This window comes from Pseudoalteromonas sp. NZS127_1 (genome assembly GCF_015864295.1).
Taxonomy (GTDB): Bacteria; Pseudomonadota; Gammaproteobacteria; order Enterobacterales; family Alteromonadaceae; genus Pseudoalteromonas; species Pseudoalteromonas arctica.
The window spans coordinates 1-21,350 of sequence record NZ_JADYXO010000034.1 but is presented as its reverse complement, the minus strand read 5'-3'; the positions used below and the strand labels follow the sequence as shown (position 1 = coordinate 21,350).

Below are 21,350 nucleotides of genomic sequence, written 5' to 3'. Positions count from 1 at the left end.
TTTGCAAGTACGTTAGTGATTGCTGCAGTTAGTGTAGTTTTACCGTGGTCAACGTGGCCGATTGTACCAACGTTTACATGCGGTTTTACGCGTTCAAACTTTTCTTTTGCCATCTTAAAAAATTCCTAATAAAGAAATTAAAGCCTGACTCACTATTGAGCCAGACAAGCTAAAATTATATAACAGCGCGAGCTGAAATTATTGTATCTGCAACGTTTTTCGAGGCTTCAGCGTACTTCACAAACTCCATAGAGTATGAGGCACGGCCTTGTGTTGCAGATCGTAAAGCAGTCGCATAACCAAACATTTCAGAAAGAGGAACTTGCGCATTAATTTGCTTAAGTCCACCTAATGCATCTTCCATGCCTTCGATTATGCCGCGGCGACGATTTAAGTCGCCAACTACATCACCCATATTTGAATCAGGAGTGAGTACTTCAACCTTCATTACTGGCTCTAAAAGTACAGGGTCAGCTTTACGCGCCCCATCTCTCATTGCCAGTGAACCTGCTATTTTAAATGCCATTTCATTCGAATCTACATCATGGAATGAACCATCATATAAAGTCGCTTTAACGCCAAGTAATGGGTAGCCTGCCAGTACACCTTGAGACATTTGCTCTTGGATACCTTTGTCTACCGCAGGAACGAACTCTTTAGGAACAGACCCACCTACGGTTTCGTTAACGAACTCGTAAATTGGTGACTCATCATCCGTAATGTCCATCGGTTCAAGTTTAAGCCAAACGTGACCATATTGACCACGACCACCTGACTGACGTATAAACTTCCCTTCAACCTTAACAGTTGAACGAATAGCTTCTCGGTATGAGACCTGCGGCTTACCAACGTTACATTCAACACTGAATTCACGTTTCATACGGTCGACGATGATATCTAGGTGAAGCTCACCCATGCCAGAGATTATAACCTGGCCTGATTCTTCGTCAGTTTGTACGCGAAAAGAAGGGTCTTCAGCAGCTAGTTTACCTAGCGCGATACCCATCTTATCTTGGTCAGCTATAGTGCGAGGCTCAACCGCAATAGAGATTACTGGTTCAGGGAATTCCATACGCTCAAGCGTAATAATAGAATTCGGATCACACAGTGTTTCACCTGTTGTTACGTCTTTAAGACCAATAGCTGCCGCGATGTCGCCTGCGAAAACTTCTTTGATCTCTTCACGAGAGTTTGAATGCATCTGTACGATACGGCCAAGTCGCTCACGCTTACTTTTTACTGGATTATATACCGTGTCACCCTGTTTAACAGTACCAGAGTAAACACGGAAAAAGGTCAAGGTCCCAACGAACGGGTCTGTAGCAATCTTAAATGCGAGTGCAGCAAACGGCGCTTTATCATTAGCAGGACGTTCTTCCTCAGTACCATTTTCTAAGATACCTTGGATTTGTTTCACTTGCTCTGGCGACGGCATATACTCAACAACTCCATCAAGCACAGCTTGAACGCCTTTGTTTTTAAATGCGCTACCACAAGTAACTGGAACAATCTCATTAGCTAATGTTCGTTGGCGTAAAGCATTTTTAATTTCTGCTTCACTTAACTCTTCACCTTCTAAGTATTTATCCATTAGTTCTTCTGTTGCTTCAGCAGCGCTTTCAACTAAATGAGAGCGCCATTCTTCAGCTAATTCCAGAAGTTCTGCCGGTATTGCCTCATATGAAAAAGTCATACCCTGGTCCGCTTCGTTCCAGTTAATCATTTTCATTTTTATGAGGTCAATAACACCTTTAAAGTCGTCCTCAGCGCCTACAGGCAACTGAATTGGAACAGGCGTTGCTCCAAGACGAGATTTCACCTGGCTAACCACTGCTAAGAAGTCAGCGCCCGTGCGATCCATTTTATTTACGAAGATCATTCTCGGAACTTCGTATTTGTTCGCTTGACGCCAAACTGTCTCAGTTTGCGGCTGTACACCAGATGAAGCACAAAGAACAACTACCGCACCATCGAGTACACGTAAAGAACGCTCTACTTCGATAGTGAAATCTACGTGTCCTGGAGTATCAATAATATTGATACGATGGGCGTCAAATTGAGCGTCCATCCCTTTCCAAAAACACGTTGTTGCAGCAGAAGTGATTGTGATACCACGCTCTTGTTCCTGCTCCATCCAATCCATAGTTGCAGCGCCATCATGTACTTCACCGATCTTATGAGAAAGACCTGTGTAGAACAGAACACGTTCTGTTGTGGTGGTTTTGCCTGCATCTACGTGAGCAACAATACCTATATTACGATAGCGCTCAAGTGGAGTTGTACGTGCCATATGATCCTCTTAAAGGTTAAAGACAGATTACCAACGGTAATGAGCGAATGCTTTATTCGCTTCAGCCATACGGTGAACGTCTTCACGTTTCTTAACCGCAGTGCCTTTGTTGTCAGCAGCGTCAACGATTTCTTGAGCTAAACGTAAGCCCATAGATTTTTCGCCACGCTTACGTGCAGCGTCTACTAACCAACGCATACCTAATGCGTTACGACGAACTGGACGTACTTCAACTGGTACTTGATAAGTTGAACCACCAACACGGCGAGATTTAACTTCTACCTGTGGGCGGATGTTATCAAGTGCAGTTTCAAAGATTTCTAGGTGCGACTTGCCTGATTTCTCAGCAGCCACGTCTAGCGCACCATAAACAATTTTTTCAGCAGTAGATTTCTTGCCGTCTAACATTACGATGTTAACGAATTTAGCAAGAAGTTCCGATCCGAACTTAGGATCTGGAAGAATTTTACGTTGACCGATTACGCGTCTTCTAGGCATTTTGTATCTCCGGTTTATTCAGGTTTGCTCTTTCGAGTCAATCACCCAAAACAATAATTATATATATTTAGTGCTTGGCCTTACTAACGGAATACAATTAGCCTTTAGGGCGTTTTGTACCGTATTTAGAACGAGCTTGACGACGATCGCTAACGCCTGCACAGTCAAGTGCACCACGAACAGTGTGAAAACGCACACCTGGTAAATCTTTAACACGACCACCACGGATTAGGATTACACTATGCTCTTGAAGGTTATGACCTTCACCGCCAATGTATGAAGTTACTTCGAAACCGTTAGTTAAACGTACACGTGCTACTTTACGTAACGCCGAGTTAGGTTTCTTAGGTGTAGTTGTATATACGCGAGTACATACACCGCGCTTTTGCGGACACGCTTTTAGTGCAGCTGAGTTACTTTTCGTAACCTTGCTACGGCGTGGCTTACGCACTAGCTGGTTAATAGTTGCCATTTAAATAGCTCCTGAAATTAAAATTACTACTGAAAAAAATAAAAAATCCGCCCTTTATTTACGAGCCTGCATTGAGCACACAAGTAAATGGGTGGCGGAATTTTAATGAGCAAAGTTTAACCTGTCAACCTAAACTAACCGTAAGACAGCATATAACTGCCTCACGATCACTTAATCTATTGATTAAGAACAGTTTATTGATTTCCAGACAAATCAGCATTTAGAGCGTCTGTAAGTGCTTGAGTTGCCTCTTCTGCACTTACTGTTTGCTCTTCTACTACTACTTTGCTTTGTTTACGGCGAGCCATACGTTCTTGATGATACGCAAAACCGGTACCGGCTGGGATCAAACGACCCACAATTACGTTTTCTTTAAGACCGCGAAGCTCATCGCTCTTACCATTCACTGCCGCATCTGTAAGAACACGTGTTGTCTCTTGGAAAGACGCTGCAGAGATGAAAGATTCTGTTGCTAGTGATGCTTTTGTGATACCCATTAACTGGATTTCATACTTAGCTGGTATCTTACCTTGTTTTTCAAGGTCACGGTTTGCGATATTAACGCGCGCCACTTCGATTTGTTCACCGGCTAAGAAGTCAGTATCACCGCTGTGTATGATGGTACATTTACGAATCATCTGACGGATAATTGTTTCAATGTGCTTGTCATTGATCTTAACGCCTTGCAAACGGTAAACCTCTTGCACTTCGTTAACGATGTAGTTAGCAACATGAGTCACACCACGTAGGCGTAAGATGTCATGCGGTGATTCAGGACCATCGGCGATAACTTCACCTTTAGACACTTGCTCACCTTCAAACACGTTAAGTTGACGCCACTTAGGAATCATTTCTTCGTAATGATCACCTTCAGCTGGAGTAATAACTAAACGCTTCTTACCTTTAGTCTCTTTACCGAAGCTAATAGTACCTGTGATCTCAGCTAATATAGCTGGTTCTTTTGGCTTACGAGCTTCAAATAAGTCGGCTACGCGTGGTAGACCACCCGTGATATCACGAGTTTTCGAACCTTCTTGCGGAATACGTGCTAACACGTCACCTGGGTTTGCTGTAACGCCGTCAATAACTTCAATCGTCGTGAATGAAGGAAGACGTGTTTCTTGCAGACCGCGCTCTTCACTTTCGATGATAAGCTTTGGTTCTTTCGTATTTACTTTAGCAAGATCTTTTACAACTACACGGGTTAAACCAGTTAGTTCATCAGTCTGTGCTTCAGTATTTGAATCATCGATATCGCTGAACGATACTTTTGACTTATGCTCAAGAACGATTGGGTGACTATGCGGGTCCCAAGTAGCAACGATGTCGTTACCTTGAACTTCCGTATTGTCTTGCACTGTTAATACCGCACCGTAAGGTACTTTATAGCGCTCTTTCTCACGACCATGACTATCAATGATAGTAATTTCCGTAGAACGAGAAGTAATAACAATCTTACCGTCTGTGTTAAGTACGTACTTAGAGTTATGAAGTTTTAATGTACCGTTAGTTTTAACTTGTACATTATTTTCTGCAGATGCTCTAGATGCCGCACCACCGATGTGGAAGGTACGCATTGTTAACTGTGTACCTGGCTCACCGATTGACTGTGCCGCGATAACACCCACTGATTCACCAGCGTTGATGATATGACCACGTGCTAGGTCACGACCGTAACAGTTAGCACAAACACCAAAGTCATTATCACACGTGATAACAGAACGTACACGAACTTCATCTACTGAGTGCTCTTCTAAAAGGTCACACAGTTTTTCGTCTAGCATGATATTACGTTCAACAAGTACTGTATTAGTACCTGGAATTACAATATCTTCAGCAACAACACGACCTAGAACACGTTCACGAAGTGGTTCTACAACATCACCACCTTCAATAAGCGGTTTCATTGTTAAGCCATCTTCTGTACCACAGTCATCTTCATTGATTACCAAATCTTGTGCAACGTCTACTAGACGACGCGTTAGGTAACCCGAGTTTGCTGTTTTAAGTGCTGTATCGGCAAGACCTTTACGCGCACCATGCGTTGAGATGAAGTACTGAAGTACGTTTAGACCTTCACGGAAGTTAGCTGTGATTGGCGTCTCGATGATTGAACCATCTGGACGTGCCATTAGACCACGCATACCCGCCAACTGACGAATCTGTGCAGCACTACCACGAGCACCTGAGTCGGCCATCATAAACACTGAGTTAAATGACGGTTGCTCTACTTCTTCACCTTGTGCATTGATAACTGTGTCTTTCGACAAGTTAGACATCATCTCACGTGATAAGTTTTCGTTTACACGTGACCAGATATCGATAACTTTGTTGTACTTTTCACCAGCCGTTACAAGACCTGATTGGAATTGTTGGTTGATTTCAGTAACTTCAGCTTCAGCTGATTCAATTATCTGTGCTTTAACCGGTGGGATAACTAAGTCATCAATACCGATAGAAACACCTGACTTCATTGCATAATGGAAACCGGTGTACATAACTTGGTCAGCAAAGATAACTGTATCTTTAAGACCTAAACGACGGTAACACTCATTCAATAAGCCAGAAATCTGCTTTTTACCTAGCGGCTGGTTGATTGACGCAAACGGCATGCCTTTAGGTAAAATTAGAGACAGAATTGCACGACCAACAGTTGTATCGATAACAGTGATAGTGTCTTCTACTACGCCGTCTTCGTTTTTAACTGATTGACTAATACGTACTTTCACGATTGCGTGAAGGTCTGCATTGCCACTGCGGTATGCTTTTTCTGCTTCTTTTGGATCTTTAAATATCGCGCCTTCGCCTTTAGCGTTAATGCGGTCACGAGTCATGTAATAAAGACCCAATACAACATCCTGTGAAGGAACGATGATTGGCTCACCATTCGCAGGAGATAGAATGTTGTTTGTTGACATCATCAATGCACGAGCTTCAAGCTGCGCTTCGATTGTTAACGGTACGTGTACCGCCATTTGGTCACCATCGAAATCGGCGTTGTACGCCGCACATACTAATGGATGCAAATGAATTGCTTTACCTTCGATAAGCACAGGCTCAAACGCTTGGATACCCAAACGGTGAAGTGTTGGTGCACGGTTAAGTAATACTGGATGTTCACGAATTACTTCGTCAAGTACATCCCATACTTCCGGAACTTCACGTTCAACCATCTTCTTAGCAGCTTTGATTGTCGTAGCCATGCCGCGACGTTCTAGTTTGCCATAGATGAATGGTTTGAATAGCTCTAGTGCCATCTTCTTAGGAAGACCACATTGGTGAAGCTTAAGTGTAGGACCAACTGTGATTACAGAACGGCCTGAATAATCTACACGCTTACCAAGTAGATTCTGACGGAAACGACCTTGCTTACCCTTGATCATATCAGCAAGAGATTTAAGAGGACGTTTGTTAGAACCTGTAATTGCACGACCACGACGACCGTTATCAAGTAGCGCATCTACCGCTTCTTGTAACATACGTTTTTCGTTGCGTACAATAATGTCTGGTGCTGCTAAATCTAGTAGACGTTTAAGACGGTTATTACGGTTAATAACACGACGGTAAAGGTCATTTAGATCAGATGTCGCAAAACGACCACCGTCTAATGGTACTAATGGGCGTAGATCAGGTGGCAATACTGGAAGTACTGTCATGATCATCCACTCAGGGTTATTACCTGATTGGTGGAACGATTCCATTAACTTAAGACGTTTAGTGATTTTTTTACGCTTAGTTTCAGAGTTAATTGTTGGTAACTCTTCACGCATCTCAGCAATTAATTGAGCAAGATCAAGTTCACGAAGCAAGTCTAAAACTGCTTCAGCACCCATCTTAGCTTCAAATTCATCACCATGCTCTTCTAGTGAATCTAAGTATTCTTCTTCACCTAATAGCTGACCACGCTCAAGCGTTGTCATACCAGGCTCAGTTACTACGAATGATTCGAAGTAAAGAACACGTTCAATATCACGAAGCGTCATATCTAGCATTAAGCCAATACGTGACGGTAATGATTTTAAAAACCATATATGTGCAACTGGGCTCGCAAGGTCGATATGACCCATACGATCGCGTCGCACTTTAGTGAGTGTTACTTCAACGCCACACTTTTCACAGATCACACCACGGTGTTTAAGGCGTTTATATTTACCACATAAACACTCATAATCTTTCACTGGGCCGAAAATACGGGCACAGAATAAGCCATCGCGCTCAGGCTTGAAAGTACGGTAGTTAATAGTCTCAGGTTTCTTTACTTCACCGAATGACCATGAACGAACCATGTCTGGTGAAGCAAGACCAATGCGAATTGCATCGAATTCTTCGGTCTTATTTTGTTGCTTCAGAAACTTAAGTAAGTCTTTCACCTTAGCTCTCCTGTCGGAGTTAATCTTGAGGACGGATAATTTCGTCCCTACATTCTATTCAGCCGTAACAGATGCTGCAGCGTTAACTGCAGCATCTAATTGGCTTAATTTTCTTCCAACTCGATGTTGATACCCAGTGAGCGGATTTCTTTCAACAATACGTTGAACGATTCTGGCATACCTGGTTCCATTTTATGGTTACCATCAACGATGTTTTTATACATCTTAGTACGACCGTTCACGTCATCCGATTTCACTGTTAGCATTTCTTGTAGAGTGTAAGCAGCACCGTAAGCTTCAAGTGCCCATACTTCCATCTCACCAAAACGCTGGCCACCGAACTGGGCTTTACCACCCAGCGGCTGCTGAGTAACAAGGCTGTAAGAACCAGTAGAACGTGCATGCATTTTATCATCAACTAAGTGATTCAATTTAAGCATGTACATGTAACCAACAGTTACTTGACGTTCAAACTGATCGCCAGTACGGCCATCATAAAGTGTAACCTGACCACTACGAGGATAGCCCGCAAGCTCAAGCATGTCTTTGATTTCGCTTTCTTTCGCGCCATCAAATGCAGGAGTAGCTATTGGTAAACCACCTTTTAAGTTTTCAGCTAGACGACGAATTTCGTCATCAGTGAAGCTAGCAATATCTACAACTTGGCGAGATTCGCCAATTTCGTATGCTTGCTTGATGAAGTCACGTAGCTCATGAAGCTCACGTTGTTCTTTCATCATCTCTTCAATACGTTCACCGATACCACGTGCAGCAAGACCCATATGTGTTTCAAGGATCTGACCGATGTTCATACGTGATGGTACACCTAGTGGATTCAATACGATATCTACCGTACGACCTTTGTCATCGTAAGGCATATCTTCTACTGGTACGATAGTCGAGATAACACCTTTGTTACCATGACGACCCGCCATTTTATCACCCGGTTGGATACGACGTTTAACAGCTAGGTATACTTTAACAATCTTAAGTACGCCTGGTGCTAAGTCATCACCTTGGGTAATTTTACGACGTTTGTTTTCAAACTTCTTATCGTATTCAGCTTTAAGCTCATCGTATTGTGCAGCTAGTTGCTCAAGCTCAGCTTGCTTGTCTTCTTCAGCAAGACTTTGCGTAAGTACTTTTTCAGCATTTAGAGATGCAAGTTTATCTTCATCAAAACCAGCAGCTATAAGTAGCTTACGTGCACGGTCTAAAACGCCTGCTTCTAAAATACGGAACTCTTCGTTGAAGTCTTTCTTCGCTTCGCGAAGCTGCATGTCTTCAACTTCTAACGCGCGTTTATCTTTTTCAACACCATCACGGGTGAAAACTTGCACGTCAATTACAGTACCAGTTACAGAATTTGGTACACGTAAAGAGCTGTCTTTAACGTCAGACGCTTTTTCGCCGAAGATAGCACGCAGTAGCTTCTCTTCAGGTGTAAGCTGTGTTTCGCCTTTAGGAGTCACTTTACCTACTAGGATATCGCCGCCTTTAACTTCAGCACCAATATATACAACGCCTGATTCATCAAGCTTGCCTAGTGCAGATTCACCCACGTTCGGGATATCTGCTGTGATCTCTTCTGGACCTAATTTAGTATCACGGGCAACACACTGTAGCTCTTGAATATGGATAGTCGTTAGACGATCTTCTTCAACTACGCGCTCAGATAACAAGATTGAATCTTCGAAGTTATAACCGTTCCATGGCATGAATGCCACGCGAAGGTTTTGACCAAGGGCTAAATCACCTAAGTCAGTCGAAGGACCATCTGCTAACACGTCACCACGAGTAACCGGTTCGCCAACCATACAAGTTGGTTTTTGGTTAATACATGTATTTTGGTTTGAACGTGTGTATTTGGTTAAGTTGTAGATGTCGATGCCCGCTTCACCAGGGATGCGTTCTTCTTCATGTACATTTACAACGATGCGACTTGCGTCAGCATACATTACTTCACCACCACGTTTAGCAACGATGGTTACACCAGAGTCTTTCGCTAGTGTTAACTCAATACCAGTACCTACTAACGGCTTATCCGCTTTCAATGTTGGTACTGCTTGACGTTGCATGTTTGAACCCATCAATGCACGGTTAGCATCATCGTGTTCTAGGAACGGGATAAGTGCTGCCGCTACAGAGATCACCTGTTGTGGTGATACATCCATATACTGCTGGTCCATGCGACCCATAAAGGTAGATTCACCTTTGTGACGACATGGGATAAGTTCATCAACAAACTCATTGGTTTCAGTTAAGTTTGAATTCGCCTGTGCGATAACAAACTGACCTTCTTCAATGGCTGATAAATAATCAACTTCATCAGTTACAACACCGTCTACCACTTTGCGGTAAGGTGTTTCTAAGAAACCGTAGTCATTTGTACGTGCGTACGTAGACAATGAGTTAATTAGACCGATGTTTGGACCCTCAGGAGTCTCGATTGGACATACGCGACCATAGTGAGTTACGTGAACGTCACGTACTTCAAAGCCTGCACGTTCACGAGTTAGACCGCCCGGACCTAATGCAGAGATACGACGTTTATGCGTAACTTCTGATAGTGGGTTATTTTGGTCCATAAACTGTGATAACTGAGACGAGCCGAAGAACTCTTTAACCGCTGCCGAAATAGGCTTAGCGTTAATAAGATCTTGTGGCATTATCGCGTCAAGGTCACCTAAGCTTAAACGCTCACGTACAGCACGTTCAACACGTACTAGACCAACACGGAATTGGTTCTCAGCCATTTCGCCAACACTACGTATACGACGGTTGCCTAAGTGATCGATATCATCAACATCGCCTTGACCGTTACGAATAGCAATTAATACTTTCATAACAGACACGATGTCTTCTTTGCTTAATGTACCAGGGCCTGTGTCTGTATCGTAACCAACACGGCTATTGAACTTCATACGACCTACAGTAGATAAGTCATAACGTTCTTCAGAGAAGAACAAGTTCTGGAATAAGGCTTCAGCCGCGTCTTTCGTCGGTGGCTCGCCTGGGCGCATCATGCGGTAAATTTCTACTAGTGCTTCTAAACGGCTGCTTGCAGAGTCAATGTTCAAAGTATTTGACATGTAAGCACCGCTGTCCACTTCATTGATATATAACGTATCAATTTTAGTGTAACCGGCTTTAACCAATTCAGCCATTAGCTCTAGAGTTAGCTCGTCATTTGCATTTGCAATAACTTCACCAGTTGACTCATCAACATAGTTTTTAGCTACAATACGGCCAATGATGTACTCATGTGGTACTTCTAATTGCTTAATGCCTTTCTTCTCGATGCTCTTGATGTGGCGAGCCGTAACACGACGACCGCTTTCAACAAATACTTCACCGTCTTCGCTCTTGATATCAAAAGCGGCAGTTTCACCACGTAAACGCGAAGGTACAAGTTCCATAAGAACTTTACCGTTCGTTACTTCAAACGTAGTGTTATCGAAGAACATATCTAGGATTTGTTCGCTAGAATAATCTAGTGCACGTAGGATGATAGACGCCGGTAATTTACGACGGCGGTCAATACGTACATATAAGTTATCTTTTGCATCAAATTCGAAGTCTAACCATGAACCACGGTAAGGTATAACGCGTGCGTTATATAATACTTTACCCGATGAATGGGTTTTACCGCGGTCGTTATCAAAGAATACACCAGGGCTACGGTGTAGCTGAGAAACGATAACACGCTCTGTACCATTGATTACAAAAGTACCGGTATCTGTCATGAGCGGAATTTCGCCCATGTAAACTTCTTGCTCTTTAATGTCTTTAACTGTGCCTGGTGCTTCTTTGTCCATAACAACAAGACGCAGTTTCACGCGAAGTGGAGCAGAATAAGTCACACCGCGAATTTGACATTCTTTTACATCGAAAACTGGCTCACCAATACGGTAACTTACGTATTGAAGCTCAGAATTTCCCGAGTAGCTTTTAATAGGGAACACAGAACGGAAGGCAGCTTCCAAACCATGATCGCCATCAGCGTCCGGCACTAAGAATTTTTTAAACGATTCTAACTGTGTAGACAGTAAAAAAGGTATATCCAAAACTTGTGGACGTTTACCAAAATCCTTACGGATACGTTTCTTTTCAGAATAAGAGTAAGCCATGGGGTTCCTCAGCTTGCTGATCTTTGACCCGACCTGTTCTTGTAAGAACAGACTTAACTGGCAGCTATGCCAAGATTTTACAACATTTAACTGTTGTTCTAATTAGATCCCACTTTAACACTAGCAAACTATAAAGCGTTGAAAGTAAAGAAAAAATCAGATTTTATTTGAACTAAAAGAGTGCATCACTCTATAGCGCAAAAAGGCCGGTGATTAAATAATCACCAGCCCTTGCCTGATTTCTCAGGCAGCGAACTTAGCAAAAGCTAAATTACTTAACCTCAACTTCAGCACCAGCTTCAGTAAGATCTTTTGCAAGTGCTTCAGCTTCTTCTTTAGATACACCTTCTTTAACAGGTGTAGGAGCAGCTTCAACAAGAGCTTTCGCTTCTTTAAGGCCAAGGCCAGTTGCGCTACGAACAGCTTTGATTGCAGAAACCTTGTTAGCGCCAGCGCCAGTAAGGATTACGTCAAATTCTGTTTTCTCTTCAGCAGCTTCAGCAGCTGGACCAGCTACCATTGCAGCTGCAGCAGTTACGCCGAATTTTTCTTCCATTGCTTCGATAAGAGCAACAACGTCCATTACTGACATTTCAGCAATTGCGTCAAGGATTTGGTCTTTAGATACAGACATTACAAATTTCCTAATAATTAACGGACATTACGTCCAAATAAATTTTACACCGAAAGTGAGATTAAACAGCTTAAAATTAAGCAGCTTGCTCTTCTTTCTGTACACGTACTGCTTCAATTGTTTTACACAATTTGCCAGCAGACGCTTCTTTCATAGCACTCATTAAGCGTGCAACAGCTTCGTCGTATGTAGGTAATGTAGCAAGCATTGCTGCATCAACAACATTTCCTTCAAAAGCGGCCGTTTTAAGCTCGAATTTCTCATTCTTTTTCGCGAAATCTGAAAAGATACGCGCAGCAGCACCTGGGTGCTCTGATGAGAAAGCGATTAAGCTTGGACCAACAAATGAATCAGAAAGACACTCAAAATCTGTTCCTTCAAGAGCACGTTTTGCTAAAGTGTTACGGACAACTTTCATCCAAACACCATTTGCACGAGCTTCTTTACGAAGGGCAGTGATTGCGCCAACTGTTACACCACGAGAATCTGCAACAACTGCAGATAGAGCACCATTGGCTGCTTCGTTGACTTCAGCAACTATTGCTTTTTTGCCTTGAAGATTTAAAGCCATGGGTGTTACTCCTGGTTTAATGGGGATACCGATTATCGGATTCCCCTGTTCTACTCTTCCCTACCAAACAAGGTAGAGATGCTTTTTACGGCGAGAGCCAGAAGGATTAGGAAAAATCTATCTGGGGTCTACACCGTCTACGTAGGTGAATATTAAGGCCGAAGCCACCTACGGTCTTGGACGGAAGCCCAATTTATCGTTAACCCCGAAGGCTTAACGAAATTATGGACTTCAACCCGAATTCTTTACTTTGCCAATTAATAAATTAATCAACAAAATGGCGCGAAATTATAGTACAAATTTCACGCCATGTAAACACTAATTAAGCTACAGTTGTGCTTAAAGTGCCTTGGTCAACAGAAACACCTGCGCCCATTGTTGTAGAGATAGTTACTTTCTTCAAGTAAACACCTTTAGCTTGAGAAGGTTTAGCCTTCTTAAGCGCAACAATTAGAGACTCAAGGTTTTGTTGTAATTGCTCTGCAGTGAAATCAACCTTACCAATAGTAGTATGGATGATGCCATTTTTGTCATTACGGTAACGTACTTGACCTGCTTTAGCATTTTTAACTGCTTCTGCAACGTTAGGCGTTACAGTACCAGTTTTAGGGTTTGGCATTAGACCACGTGGGCCTAAGATTTGACCTAGTTGACCAACAACACGCATAGCGTCTGGTGATGCAACAACAACGTCAAAGTTCATCTCGCCTTTTTTAACTAGTTCAGCAAGATCTTCCATGCCTACTAATTCAGCACCGGCTTCTTTTGCAGCTTCTGCATTAGCGCCTTGTGTGAATACAGCAACACGAACGTCACGACCAGTACCGTTAGGTAGTACAGTAGCACCACGAACGTTTTGATCAGATTTACGAGCATCGATACCAAGGTTAACGGCAACGTCAACACTTTCTACGAATTTAGCTGTCGCTAACTCTTTTAAAAGAGCAACTGCTTCATTGATTTCGTAATCTTTTGTTACTTCCACTTTTTCGCGGATAGTACGCATACGTTTAGTTAATTTAGCCATTTCTTAGTCCTCTACGTTCAAGCCCATCGCACGCGCAGAACCTGCGATAGTGCGAACCGCTGCGTCCATATCGGCAGCTGTAAGGTCAGTTCGTTTTGTCTCAACAATTTCTTCAAGTTGAGCACGAGTTACTGTGCCTACTTTATCAGTGTTAGGACGGCCTGAGCCTGACTTGATACCAGCAGCTTTCTTAAGTAAGTAAGCAGCAGGTGGCGTTTTCATGTCGAACGTAAATGAACGGTCACCGTAAACAGAGATCACTACAGGAACTGGAGCGCCTTTTTCGATAGACTCTGTACGTGCGTTAAACGCTTTACAGAATTCCATGATGTTTACACCGTGTTGACCTAGTGCAGGACCTACTGGAGGACTAGGATTAGCCATACCAGCGGCAACTTGTAGCTTGATTAGAGCTTCAACTTTTTTAGCCATTATAAATACCTCATTTGGTGGGTCTCAGCCTTGTGCGCGCGAGGACGCGTACTCTAACGGCTTCCCAGTTTAAAAATTGGTTTCGTACTTTTTGCACAGTAAAAATAAATTTTACCTTAATACAAAAAGGCCGCTGATTATAAGTTAATCAGCGGCCTTTTTCAAGCTTCATGCCAAAATTTAAATAAAAATTAGCGAAGCTTTTTTAATCAATTACTTATCTTGCTCAACTTGACCGAATTCAAGCTCAACTGGCGTAGAACGACCAAAAATAAGTACAGATACTTTTACGCGGCTCTTTTCGTAGTCAACTTCTTCAACTACACCACTGAAATCTGCAAATGGTCCGTCTGTAACGCGAACAACTTCACCTGGTTCAAATAATGTAGCAGGTTTAGGTGCTTCAGCATTTTCTTGAAGGCGATTAAGAATGCGTTCTGCTTCTTTAGGAGTTATTGGAGCAGGACGATCAGACGTTCCACCAATAAAGCCCATTACACGTTCAGTGCTGTTCACTAAGTGCCAGCTTGCGTCATTCATATCCATTTGTACTAATACATAACCTGGAAAGAATTTACGCTCAGATTTACGCTTTTGGCCAGCGCGCATCTCAACAACTTCTTCAGTTGGTACTAGTATCTCACCAAAGCTCGATTCAAGACCTTCGATTTTAATGTGTTCAGTTAACGTTTGAGCTACACGCTTTTCGTAACCAGAAAAGGCTTGTACTACATACCAACGTAACTTAATTTCTTTGTTCTCGTTCTCATCCGACATGGGATCAGATCTCCAATCCAGTTAAAAAGCCTACAGCGCGGAATAAAATGCCATCTAATCCCCAAAGGATAAGTGCCATAATCACTGTTGCAACCATTACAATTAATGTCGTGTGGGTAGTTTCTTGGCGCGTTGGCCAAATAACTTTGCGTACTTCAATTCGAGCTTCTTTAGCGAAAGCAAGAAAGTTACGTCCCTTAAATGTTTGCGAGGCAATTGCTAATCCGGCCGCTATTGCAACAACAACGCCGATAGCACGTAGTAGTACAGATTGATCTGCATACATGTGATTACCAACAACTGCGCCTGCAAGTAGCGCGATTGCTACTAACCACTTTACTGACTCCATCGCACTTGATGGTGTTTCTACATTCGTGCTCATAATATTATTACCTTAACTACAGACACAACAACCCTACACTACGGTAAGGTTAATCCATTAAAATCTAAACTTAAAAACAGACTTAATTTAAACCGGTTTTTAATCTCAGACTACTCAAACCACAAGTAAAACTGGCAGGGGCGGAGAGATTCGAACTCCCAACCATCGGTTTTGGAGACCGCTGTTCTACCAATTGGAACTACGCCCCTGCAAAGTGGATGCCTATTATACTTACGCAGTCCATTAACACAAGCCTAAAAGATACCCACATTGGAAAATCTCGGCATTGCATTAAAAAATCAATCTTAACATTGATTAAAAAGCAGTTTATGATTGTCCAAATTATAGGGACTCACAATTAGATGGGAAGTCTGTGAAAGCAATAAAAACAATCATAAGATATAAAATTATTAGCTTTTTATTATTATTTCATATTAGTTCTTATGCCCTGCCATTGTACTTAGATACATATACAAATGAACAAGGTTTATCACAAAATTCAATTACCTGCAGTACCACTGATGAAAAAGGGTTTCATTGGTTTGCTACCCAAGGTGGCTTAAACCGATTTGATGGGTATGAATTTAAGCACTATAAATTCAATCCTTCACAACCTAGTATTTCGGGAAATTGGATTACGGACTGCCTGAATTTAGGAAACGGCCACATTTGGTTTGCGACAACAAGTAATGGACTTAACTTATTAAATACTGAAACAGGAAGTTTTAGTGTTTTTAACCAGTACTCAGCTCCTCCTATTACAAATGAACGTATTTCATCAATTTCTTCTAATTCGCCACAAATCATTTGGATTGGTCACGATAAAGGGCAACTTACTCGTTTAGATACATACACAGGTACTACCGAATTATTTTCTTATCAGGGCACGAATCACTTAAATGTTGTTTTTAAGGATGTGCTTTTTGATGATCAAAAAAACCTTTGGTTAGCAAGTAGTATCGGGCTGATTAAGTTCGATACACAAACACATCGGTTCGAACATATATCTAATAGCCCTGAACAGCTCTGGCAATTAAAAAAAGTAACAAACGGCAAATTTATTATAGGAGGTAAGACTGGTCTAAGTGTTTTTGACTCAAACACACTCGCATTTTATAACTTTGAGCAACTCAAAAATGTTTGGGTCACAGATATACTTTTTGATGATGAAAAAAAATTATGGGTAAGCACTTATGGTCATGGTCTTTATTACCAAGCTACAGATAATTTACTAAGTAGCGAGTTTCGTCAACTTACTCACTCTCCAGATTTAAAACATGGCTTAGCTAACGATCACCTATTATCACTTTACCAAGACCCTCAAGGCATTATTTGGATTGGTACAGACGGCTATGGATTACATCGCTATGATAAAAGGCAGGCTCAGTTTGGTCATCAAAAACATCAAAGCAATAACCCAGCTTCTATCTCGAATGACTTTGTAAGAGCAATACTCAAAGACAGTAACAACTTACTTTGGGTGGGTACGCGCGACGGACTTAACAAACAAACTGACACAGGATTTAAACGCTATGAAACAGATAAAAATCAAGATATAGGCTTAACTAATAACAATATATTTAGTCTTTATGAAGATGCCAATAAACGCGTATGGATAGGCACATACGGAGGTGGTTTACTGCTTTACAACCCAATTAATGATAACTTTTCGGCTTTTACTGTGCAAAGCCATCAACTCAGTAGTAACCGTATTTATGCAATCGAAGGTGATCTAAGTGGTAATTTATGGCTGGGCAGTAACGAAGGCTTAACGCGATTTAATCCCGATACTTTACAGGTTACAAATTTTAAATACACCGCAGATAAAAATAGTATCTCAAATAATACTGTTTTTAGTATTACTTATGACAGCGACAACAACGCTATATGGGCAGGAACCCGCGCAGGGTTAAATAAACTTTCTTTACATGATGAAACATTCACCCATTACCAAAGCGATCTTAAAAAGCCTAATAGTTTAACGCATGACATGGTTACATCCTTGCATTTACAAGATAAAAACACTTTATGGGTAGGTACTTTTGGCGGGCTCAATAAGTTAAATATCCAAACAAACAAAGTAATAAACATTACAGAGTTTGATGGCTTACTTAACGATAATATTTTTGCAATTAAACAAGATAGCAGCGGTTACTTGTGGCTAAGCAGCAACCAAGGCCTAACCCGTTACGCTCCTCAAACCCAACAAATGCAGCATTTTTTACCCGCAAACGGTATACAGCATCATTCTTTTATTTTAGGTGCCGCTTTTCAAGCCGATGACGGCGAGCTATTTTTTGGTGGTATTAACGGTTTTAATCAATTTGATCCGTTAAAGCTGACTCTAGCAACTCAACCCCCAGAACCCGTTATTACAGACTTACTTATTTTTAACCAGTCAGTCGGGACACAGCAATATATAAAAAACAAGACCCAAACGGCTAAGCTTATAAGCTATACAGACAGACTCTTTTTTAAAGAAGAAGATGGTGTTATCGGCTTTAAATTTTCTGCTTTAAACAGTGCAGAGCCCCCTTCTCAATACCAATATGCTTACAAGTTAGCTGGGTTAGATAAGCAGTTTTTATACGCAAACAAAAACCAGAGGCAAGTTAGTTATTCTCAACTTCCCGCTGGAAGCTATCACTTTATTGTAAAAGTTAAAGATCAATACGGTCAATGGAGTGATGATAAAACAATGGTTGCGCTTAAAGTTACTCCACCTTGGTGGAAGAACAATGTTGCCTATGTAACTTACATCATTATCGTATTATTTATAATGTGGTTAATTATAACAGCAAGGTATAGAGCTAACGTTGCAGAGCAAGCAAACTTAAAAGAGAAAGAACTTAGCAACTTAAAAACCCAACTATTAGATAATGTTAGCCATGAACTTAAAACACCATTGAGCTTAATATTAGCGCCACTTGAGAGTTTACAAAAAAGCCATAAGGATTCAGACACCCAACAAAAACTAGCGATGATTCAACGTAATAGCTATAAGCTATTGGATCAAATAAACCAACTTTTACAGCTCAGCCAGCGCCCAAGCACAGCAGTGAAACACGTCACACCCTATGCTATAAAGCCGGTAGTTGAACAATTAATTGAAGATTTCACCCCTTTATTTAAACAAAAAAATATTACGTTCAAGTTTGAAGATTTAACACAAAAAACTATTCCCATTAAATTAGAGCTAAATCATACAATTTCTATTATCAGTAACTTATTGAGTAACGCACAAAAATACACTCCAAACACTGGCAAAGTATTACTTCAGCTATTAACTCAAAAACAAACATTAATCATCACAGTCTCAGATACTGGTGTTGGTATAGATAAAGAGCACCTTGAGACCGTTTTTCAACGATTTACACGCATAGATACGAGTAATCAAAGTGGTAGCGGTATTGGCTTAGCGCTGGTGAAGCAGCTAGTTGAGCAATATGGAGGAACTATTGAACTTAAAAGTGAATTAAACAAAGGAAGTTGTTTTACTGTTTCACTCCCAACAACTCAAACAGACGAAACCTCTAACCTCACTGCTCTTGCTGTGTCTAAAAACAATAATTTATGTGCAGTAAAAAGTAATAAGATTCTTATTATTGAAGACAACGATGAAATGCGTGATTTAATAACGTCACTATTTATTAGTAGCTTCACGTGTATAAGTGCAGCTAACGGAGAGCTAGGTTTAGCTTTATGTAAAAACGAAATACCTGACTTGGTAATAAGTGATGTAATGATGCCTGTTATGGATGGCTATCAGTTTATTAAAGCACTGCGCAGCGACACGGCTATTAGCCATATTCCGGTGTTATTACTTTCAGCAAAGGCAGATACGCATAGTAAATTAAAGGGCCTAGACTTACTTGCTGATGACTATTTGAGTAAACCTTTTGAGCCGCAGCTGTTACTCAGCCGCGTTCAAGGGTTATTAACGATTAGAGAAGTACTTAATCAACATTTAAAACAACAACTACCTGCTTTATCACAAACAACCCAGCTCGACCCACAAATGGCGCAAAGTAAAGATTATGTATTTACCGAGCGTGTAAAAACGACAGTAAAAGAGCATTACCAAGACGAAGCATTTAGCGTAGAAGAATTTGCAGCAGCGCTCTACCTTAGCCCTCGCGCTTTACAATTAAAAATGAAAGCCTTGTACAACCTAACACCAAGCGATTACATTCGAAATATTCGTTTAGAATTTGCACAAGAGCTTTTAAAAAATAGTGAGCTTGCAATTGGTCTAGTAGCACAGCAAGTTGGCTTTAATTCACAAAGCTACTTTGCCCGGTGCTTTAAAGCAAAATATAATATGTCCCCAAAACAGTTTCGCGAACAATCCTGATAAATTTCGCCTGTGTGACTAAACATTTCGCACCAGTACTATTATTAACCTACTGATTTAACTAAATTAACATGAATTTAAATATTAAAGGAAATGCACTGCATTTCCCTTGAGCATATTAATTAAGGACAGTCATATGTTAAAAGCACCACAAAAACTATTATTAACGGCACTATTAACTGCCACTCTTAGCGCTTGTCAAAGCACCTCCACAAATGTTACGTCAGGTCAAAATTCACCAGACATAAACACTGTCGCCCAAGAACAATACAATGGGCCTAAAGCTCGTATTGCTGTTGCACGCTTTACCGACAAATCAAACAACTCAAAATGGTGGCGTAAAGAAATAGGCGACGGTATGGCTGATCAATTAACTACGGCACTTGTATCAACAAATCGCTTTATTGTTTTAGAGCGCCAAGCGCTTGATGCTGTTTTATCAGAACAAGACCTAGCAGCCTCAGGTCGCGTTAGTGCATCATCGGGTGCCGCTTATGGTGAGATTGAAGGCGCTGAAATAGTCGTTATTGCAGCGGTAACTGAATTTGATGACGATAGCTCTGGTGCAAGTGTTGGCAGTGGCGGCTTTATGGGTGATGTATTTAGCTCTGTATCCGCTGGTTTCTCAGGCTCGCATATGGCGATTGATCTTCGTCTAATAGATACACGCACATCACGCATTTTAGCTGCAACAAGTGTTGAAGGTGGCAGTAAAGATTTTGACTTTACTGGAGCCGCAACCAACTTTGGTGGCGCACTTGTTGGCGGTAATATTAGTGGATGGTCTGATACCCCTAAAGAAAAAGCCCTTCGTGAAGTTATTATTAAAGCGGTTGAGTTTTTAGAAACTAAAATTCCAGATACTTACTATCGCTATAACAGTAATAACACTTTAGCATCGGGTTACACTGCGCCGCCACCGGCAGCTGTACAAGCAAAAACAGCCAGCAAGAGCGCTGTAACAGTCGATGTACCCACTCATAGAATGCCACATTATGAAAAGATGGATTTAGCAATGTCGCGCCTAAGCTTGGTATGTTTGGGTTACCTAAGAAACCAGCCTGATTACGAAGAATTTGAAACACAGGATGTTGAGTACGATCGTAAAACAGTTATCGCACTTCGTGAGTACCAGCAAGACAAAAAACTAAAGGTAACGGGTTTAGCTGATGAAACAACTAAAAAATCACTTGATGATAGTGGTTGTATTGCTAAAACGAACAAATCAAGCCTCGAAAGTATAAGCAACATGTTTAAGTTTAATTAATGGCTTTGACTTGGGTAGCTAATAAAAAGAGCTACCCAAGTACTCACTATTTAGTTAGCACCTTTAACAGGTAGTGTTTAGAAATCTGTGTCATTTCAGTATTATTAAGAAAACAGGAGTGACACATGACTCAATCTTTCGATTTC

Annotated in this window: 14 protein-coding genes and 1 tRNA gene; 2 read left to right on the top strand and 13 right to left on the bottom strand. The window is 41.4% G+C overall.

What is annotated here, in order from left to right; genetic code table 11:
- From I6F50_RS19300 to I6F50_RS19240, 13 genes are all read right to left on the bottom strand, one after another.
- Positions 1 to 113, bottom strand: a 113-nt coding sequence (locus tag I6F50_RS19300; RefSeq protein ID WP_138558991.1) for a GTP-binding protein, incomplete at its 3' end; no start/stop codon positions are given.
- Between the two features lie 62 nt (positions 114 to 175).
- Positions 176 to 2,290: an elongation factor G gene (fusA, locus tag I6F50_RS19295; protein ID WP_165728275.1), complete on the bottom strand. Its 2,115-nt coding sequence runs from the start codon at positions 2,288 to 2,290 to the stop codon at positions 176 to 178.
- A gap of 27 nt (positions 2,291 to 2,317) precedes the next feature.
- The gene (rpsG, locus tag I6F50_RS19290) at positions 2,318 to 2,788 is read right to left on the bottom strand and encodes a 30S ribosomal protein S7 (protein ID WP_010392135.1); all 471 of its coding nucleotides are present in this window, start codon (positions 2,786 to 2,788) and stop codon (positions 2,318 to 2,320) included.
- 97 nt (positions 2,789 to 2,885) lie between these two features.
- On the bottom strand, positions 2,886 to 3,260 hold the full coding sequence (rpsL, locus tag I6F50_RS19285; protein WP_008165517.1) for a 30S ribosomal protein S12: 375 nt from the start codon (positions 3,258 to 3,260) through the stop codon (positions 2,886 to 2,888).
- Between the two features lie 194 nt (positions 3,261 to 3,454).
- Positions 3,455 to 7,630, bottom strand: coding sequence for a DNA-directed RNA polymerase subunit beta' (gene rpoC / locus I6F50_RS19280; RefSeq protein WP_165740514.1), 4,176 nt, complete (start codon positions 7,628 to 7,630; stop codon positions 3,455 to 3,457).
- Between the two features lie 104 nt (positions 7,631 to 7,734).
- Entirely contained in the window at positions 7,735 to 11,760 is a 4,026-nt protein-coding gene (gene rpoB / locus I6F50_RS19275; protein ID WP_165740515.1) for a DNA-directed RNA polymerase subunit beta, read from the bottom strand.
- Between the two features lie 271 nt (positions 11,761 to 12,031).
- Positions 12,032 to 12,394 carry a 50S ribosomal protein L7/L12 gene (gene rplL / locus I6F50_RS19270; protein ID WP_002958882.1) on the bottom strand — a complete coding sequence of 121 codons (363 nt, stop codon included), beginning with the start codon at positions 12,392 to 12,394 and terminating at the stop codon, positions 12,032 to 12,034.
- 76 nt (positions 12,395 to 12,470) lie between these two features.
- The gene (rplJ, locus tag I6F50_RS19265; protein ID WP_002958881.1) at positions 12,471 to 12,965 is read right to left on the bottom strand and encodes a 50S ribosomal protein L10; all 495 of its coding nucleotides are present in this window, start codon (positions 12,963 to 12,965) and stop codon (positions 12,471 to 12,473) included.
- A 322-nt stretch (positions 12,966 to 13,287) separates the two neighbouring features.
- The gene (gene rplA, locus I6F50_RS19260) at positions 13,288 to 13,992 is read right to left on the bottom strand and encodes a 50S ribosomal protein L1 (protein ID WP_165728276.1); all 705 of its coding nucleotides are present in this window, start codon (positions 13,990 to 13,992) and stop codon (positions 13,288 to 13,290) included.
- Positions 13,993 to 13,995: 3 nt separating this feature from the next.
- Entirely contained in the window at positions 13,996 to 14,424 is a 429-nt protein-coding gene (rplK, locus tag I6F50_RS19255) for a 50S ribosomal protein L11 (RefSeq protein WP_002958879.1), read from the bottom strand.
- A 213-nt stretch (positions 14,425 to 14,637) separates the two neighbouring features.
- The gene (nusG, locus tag I6F50_RS19250; protein ID WP_007580122.1) at positions 14,638 to 15,201 is read right to left on the bottom strand and encodes a transcription termination/antitermination protein NusG; all 564 of its coding nucleotides are present in this window, start codon (positions 15,199 to 15,201) and stop codon (positions 14,638 to 14,640) included.
- 4 nt (positions 15,202 to 15,205) lie between these two features.
- Positions 15,206 to 15,583, bottom strand: coding sequence for a preprotein translocase subunit SecE (gene secE / locus I6F50_RS19245; protein WP_002958877.1), 378 nt, complete (start codon positions 15,581 to 15,583; stop codon positions 15,206 to 15,208).
- 132 nt (positions 15,584 to 15,715) lie between these two features.
- A tRNA-Trp gene (locus I6F50_RS19240) sits at positions 15,716 to 15,792 on the bottom strand.
- A 164-nt stretch (positions 15,793 to 15,956) separates the two neighbouring features.
- On the opposite strand from I6F50_RS19240, the gene I6F50_RS19235 reads away from it, so the two are divergent.
- Both I6F50_RS19235 and I6F50_RS19230 read left to right on the top strand, forming a co-directional pair.
- Positions 15,957 to 19,937: a two-component regulator propeller domain-containing protein gene (locus I6F50_RS19235; protein WP_197177040.1), complete on the top strand. Its 3,981-nt coding sequence runs from the start codon at positions 15,957 to 15,959 to the stop codon at positions 19,935 to 19,937.
- A 136-nt stretch (positions 19,938 to 20,073) separates the two neighbouring features.
- Positions 20,074 to 21,204, top strand: a complete 1,131-nt coding sequence (locus tag I6F50_RS19230; RefSeq protein WP_165740251.1) for a CsgG/HfaB family protein — start codon at positions 20,074 to 20,076, stop codon at positions 21,202 to 21,204.
- Positions 21,205 to 21,350: the final 146 nt, after the last annotated feature.

Coding starts and splice junctions, on each gene's coding strand:
- rpoB (WP_165740515.1), bottom strand. CDS start 11,760: ATGGCTTACTCTTATTCTGAAAAGAAACGTATCCGTAAGGATTTTGGT.
- rplK (WP_002958879.1), bottom strand. CDS start 14,424: ATGGCTAAAAAAGTTGAAGCTCTAATCAAGCTACAAGTTGCCGCTGGT.
- rplJ (WP_002958881.1), bottom strand. CDS start 12,965: ATGGCTTTAAATCTTCAAGGCAAAAAAGCAATAGTTGCTGAAGTCAAC.
- rpsL (WP_008165517.1), bottom strand. CDS start 3,260: ATGGCAACTATTAACCAGCTAGTGCGTAAGCCACGCCGTAGCAAGGTT.
- I6F50_RS19230 (WP_165740251.1), top strand. CDS start 20,074: ATGTTAAAAGCACCACAAAAACTATTATTAACGGCACTATTAACTGCC.
- fusA (WP_165728275.1), bottom strand. CDS start 2,290: ATGGCACGTACAACTCCACTTGAGCGCTATCGTAATATAGGTATTGTT.
- secE (WP_002958877.1), bottom strand. CDS start 15,583: ATGAGCACGAATGTAGAAACACCATCAAGTGCGATGGAGTCAGTAAAG.
- rpsG (WP_010392135.1), bottom strand. CDS start 2,788: ATGCCTAGAAGACGCGTAATCGGTCAACGTAAAATTCTTCCAGATCCT.
- rplL (WP_002958882.1), bottom strand. CDS start 12,394: ATGTCTGTATCTAAAGACCAAATCCTTGACGCAATTGCTGAAATGTCA.
- nusG (WP_007580122.1), bottom strand. CDS start 15,201: ATGTCGGATGAGAACGAGAACAAAGAAATTAAGTTACGTTGGTATGTA.
- rplA (WP_165728276.1), bottom strand. CDS start 13,992: ATGGCTAAATTAACTAAACGTATGCGTACTATCCGCGAAAAAGTGGAA.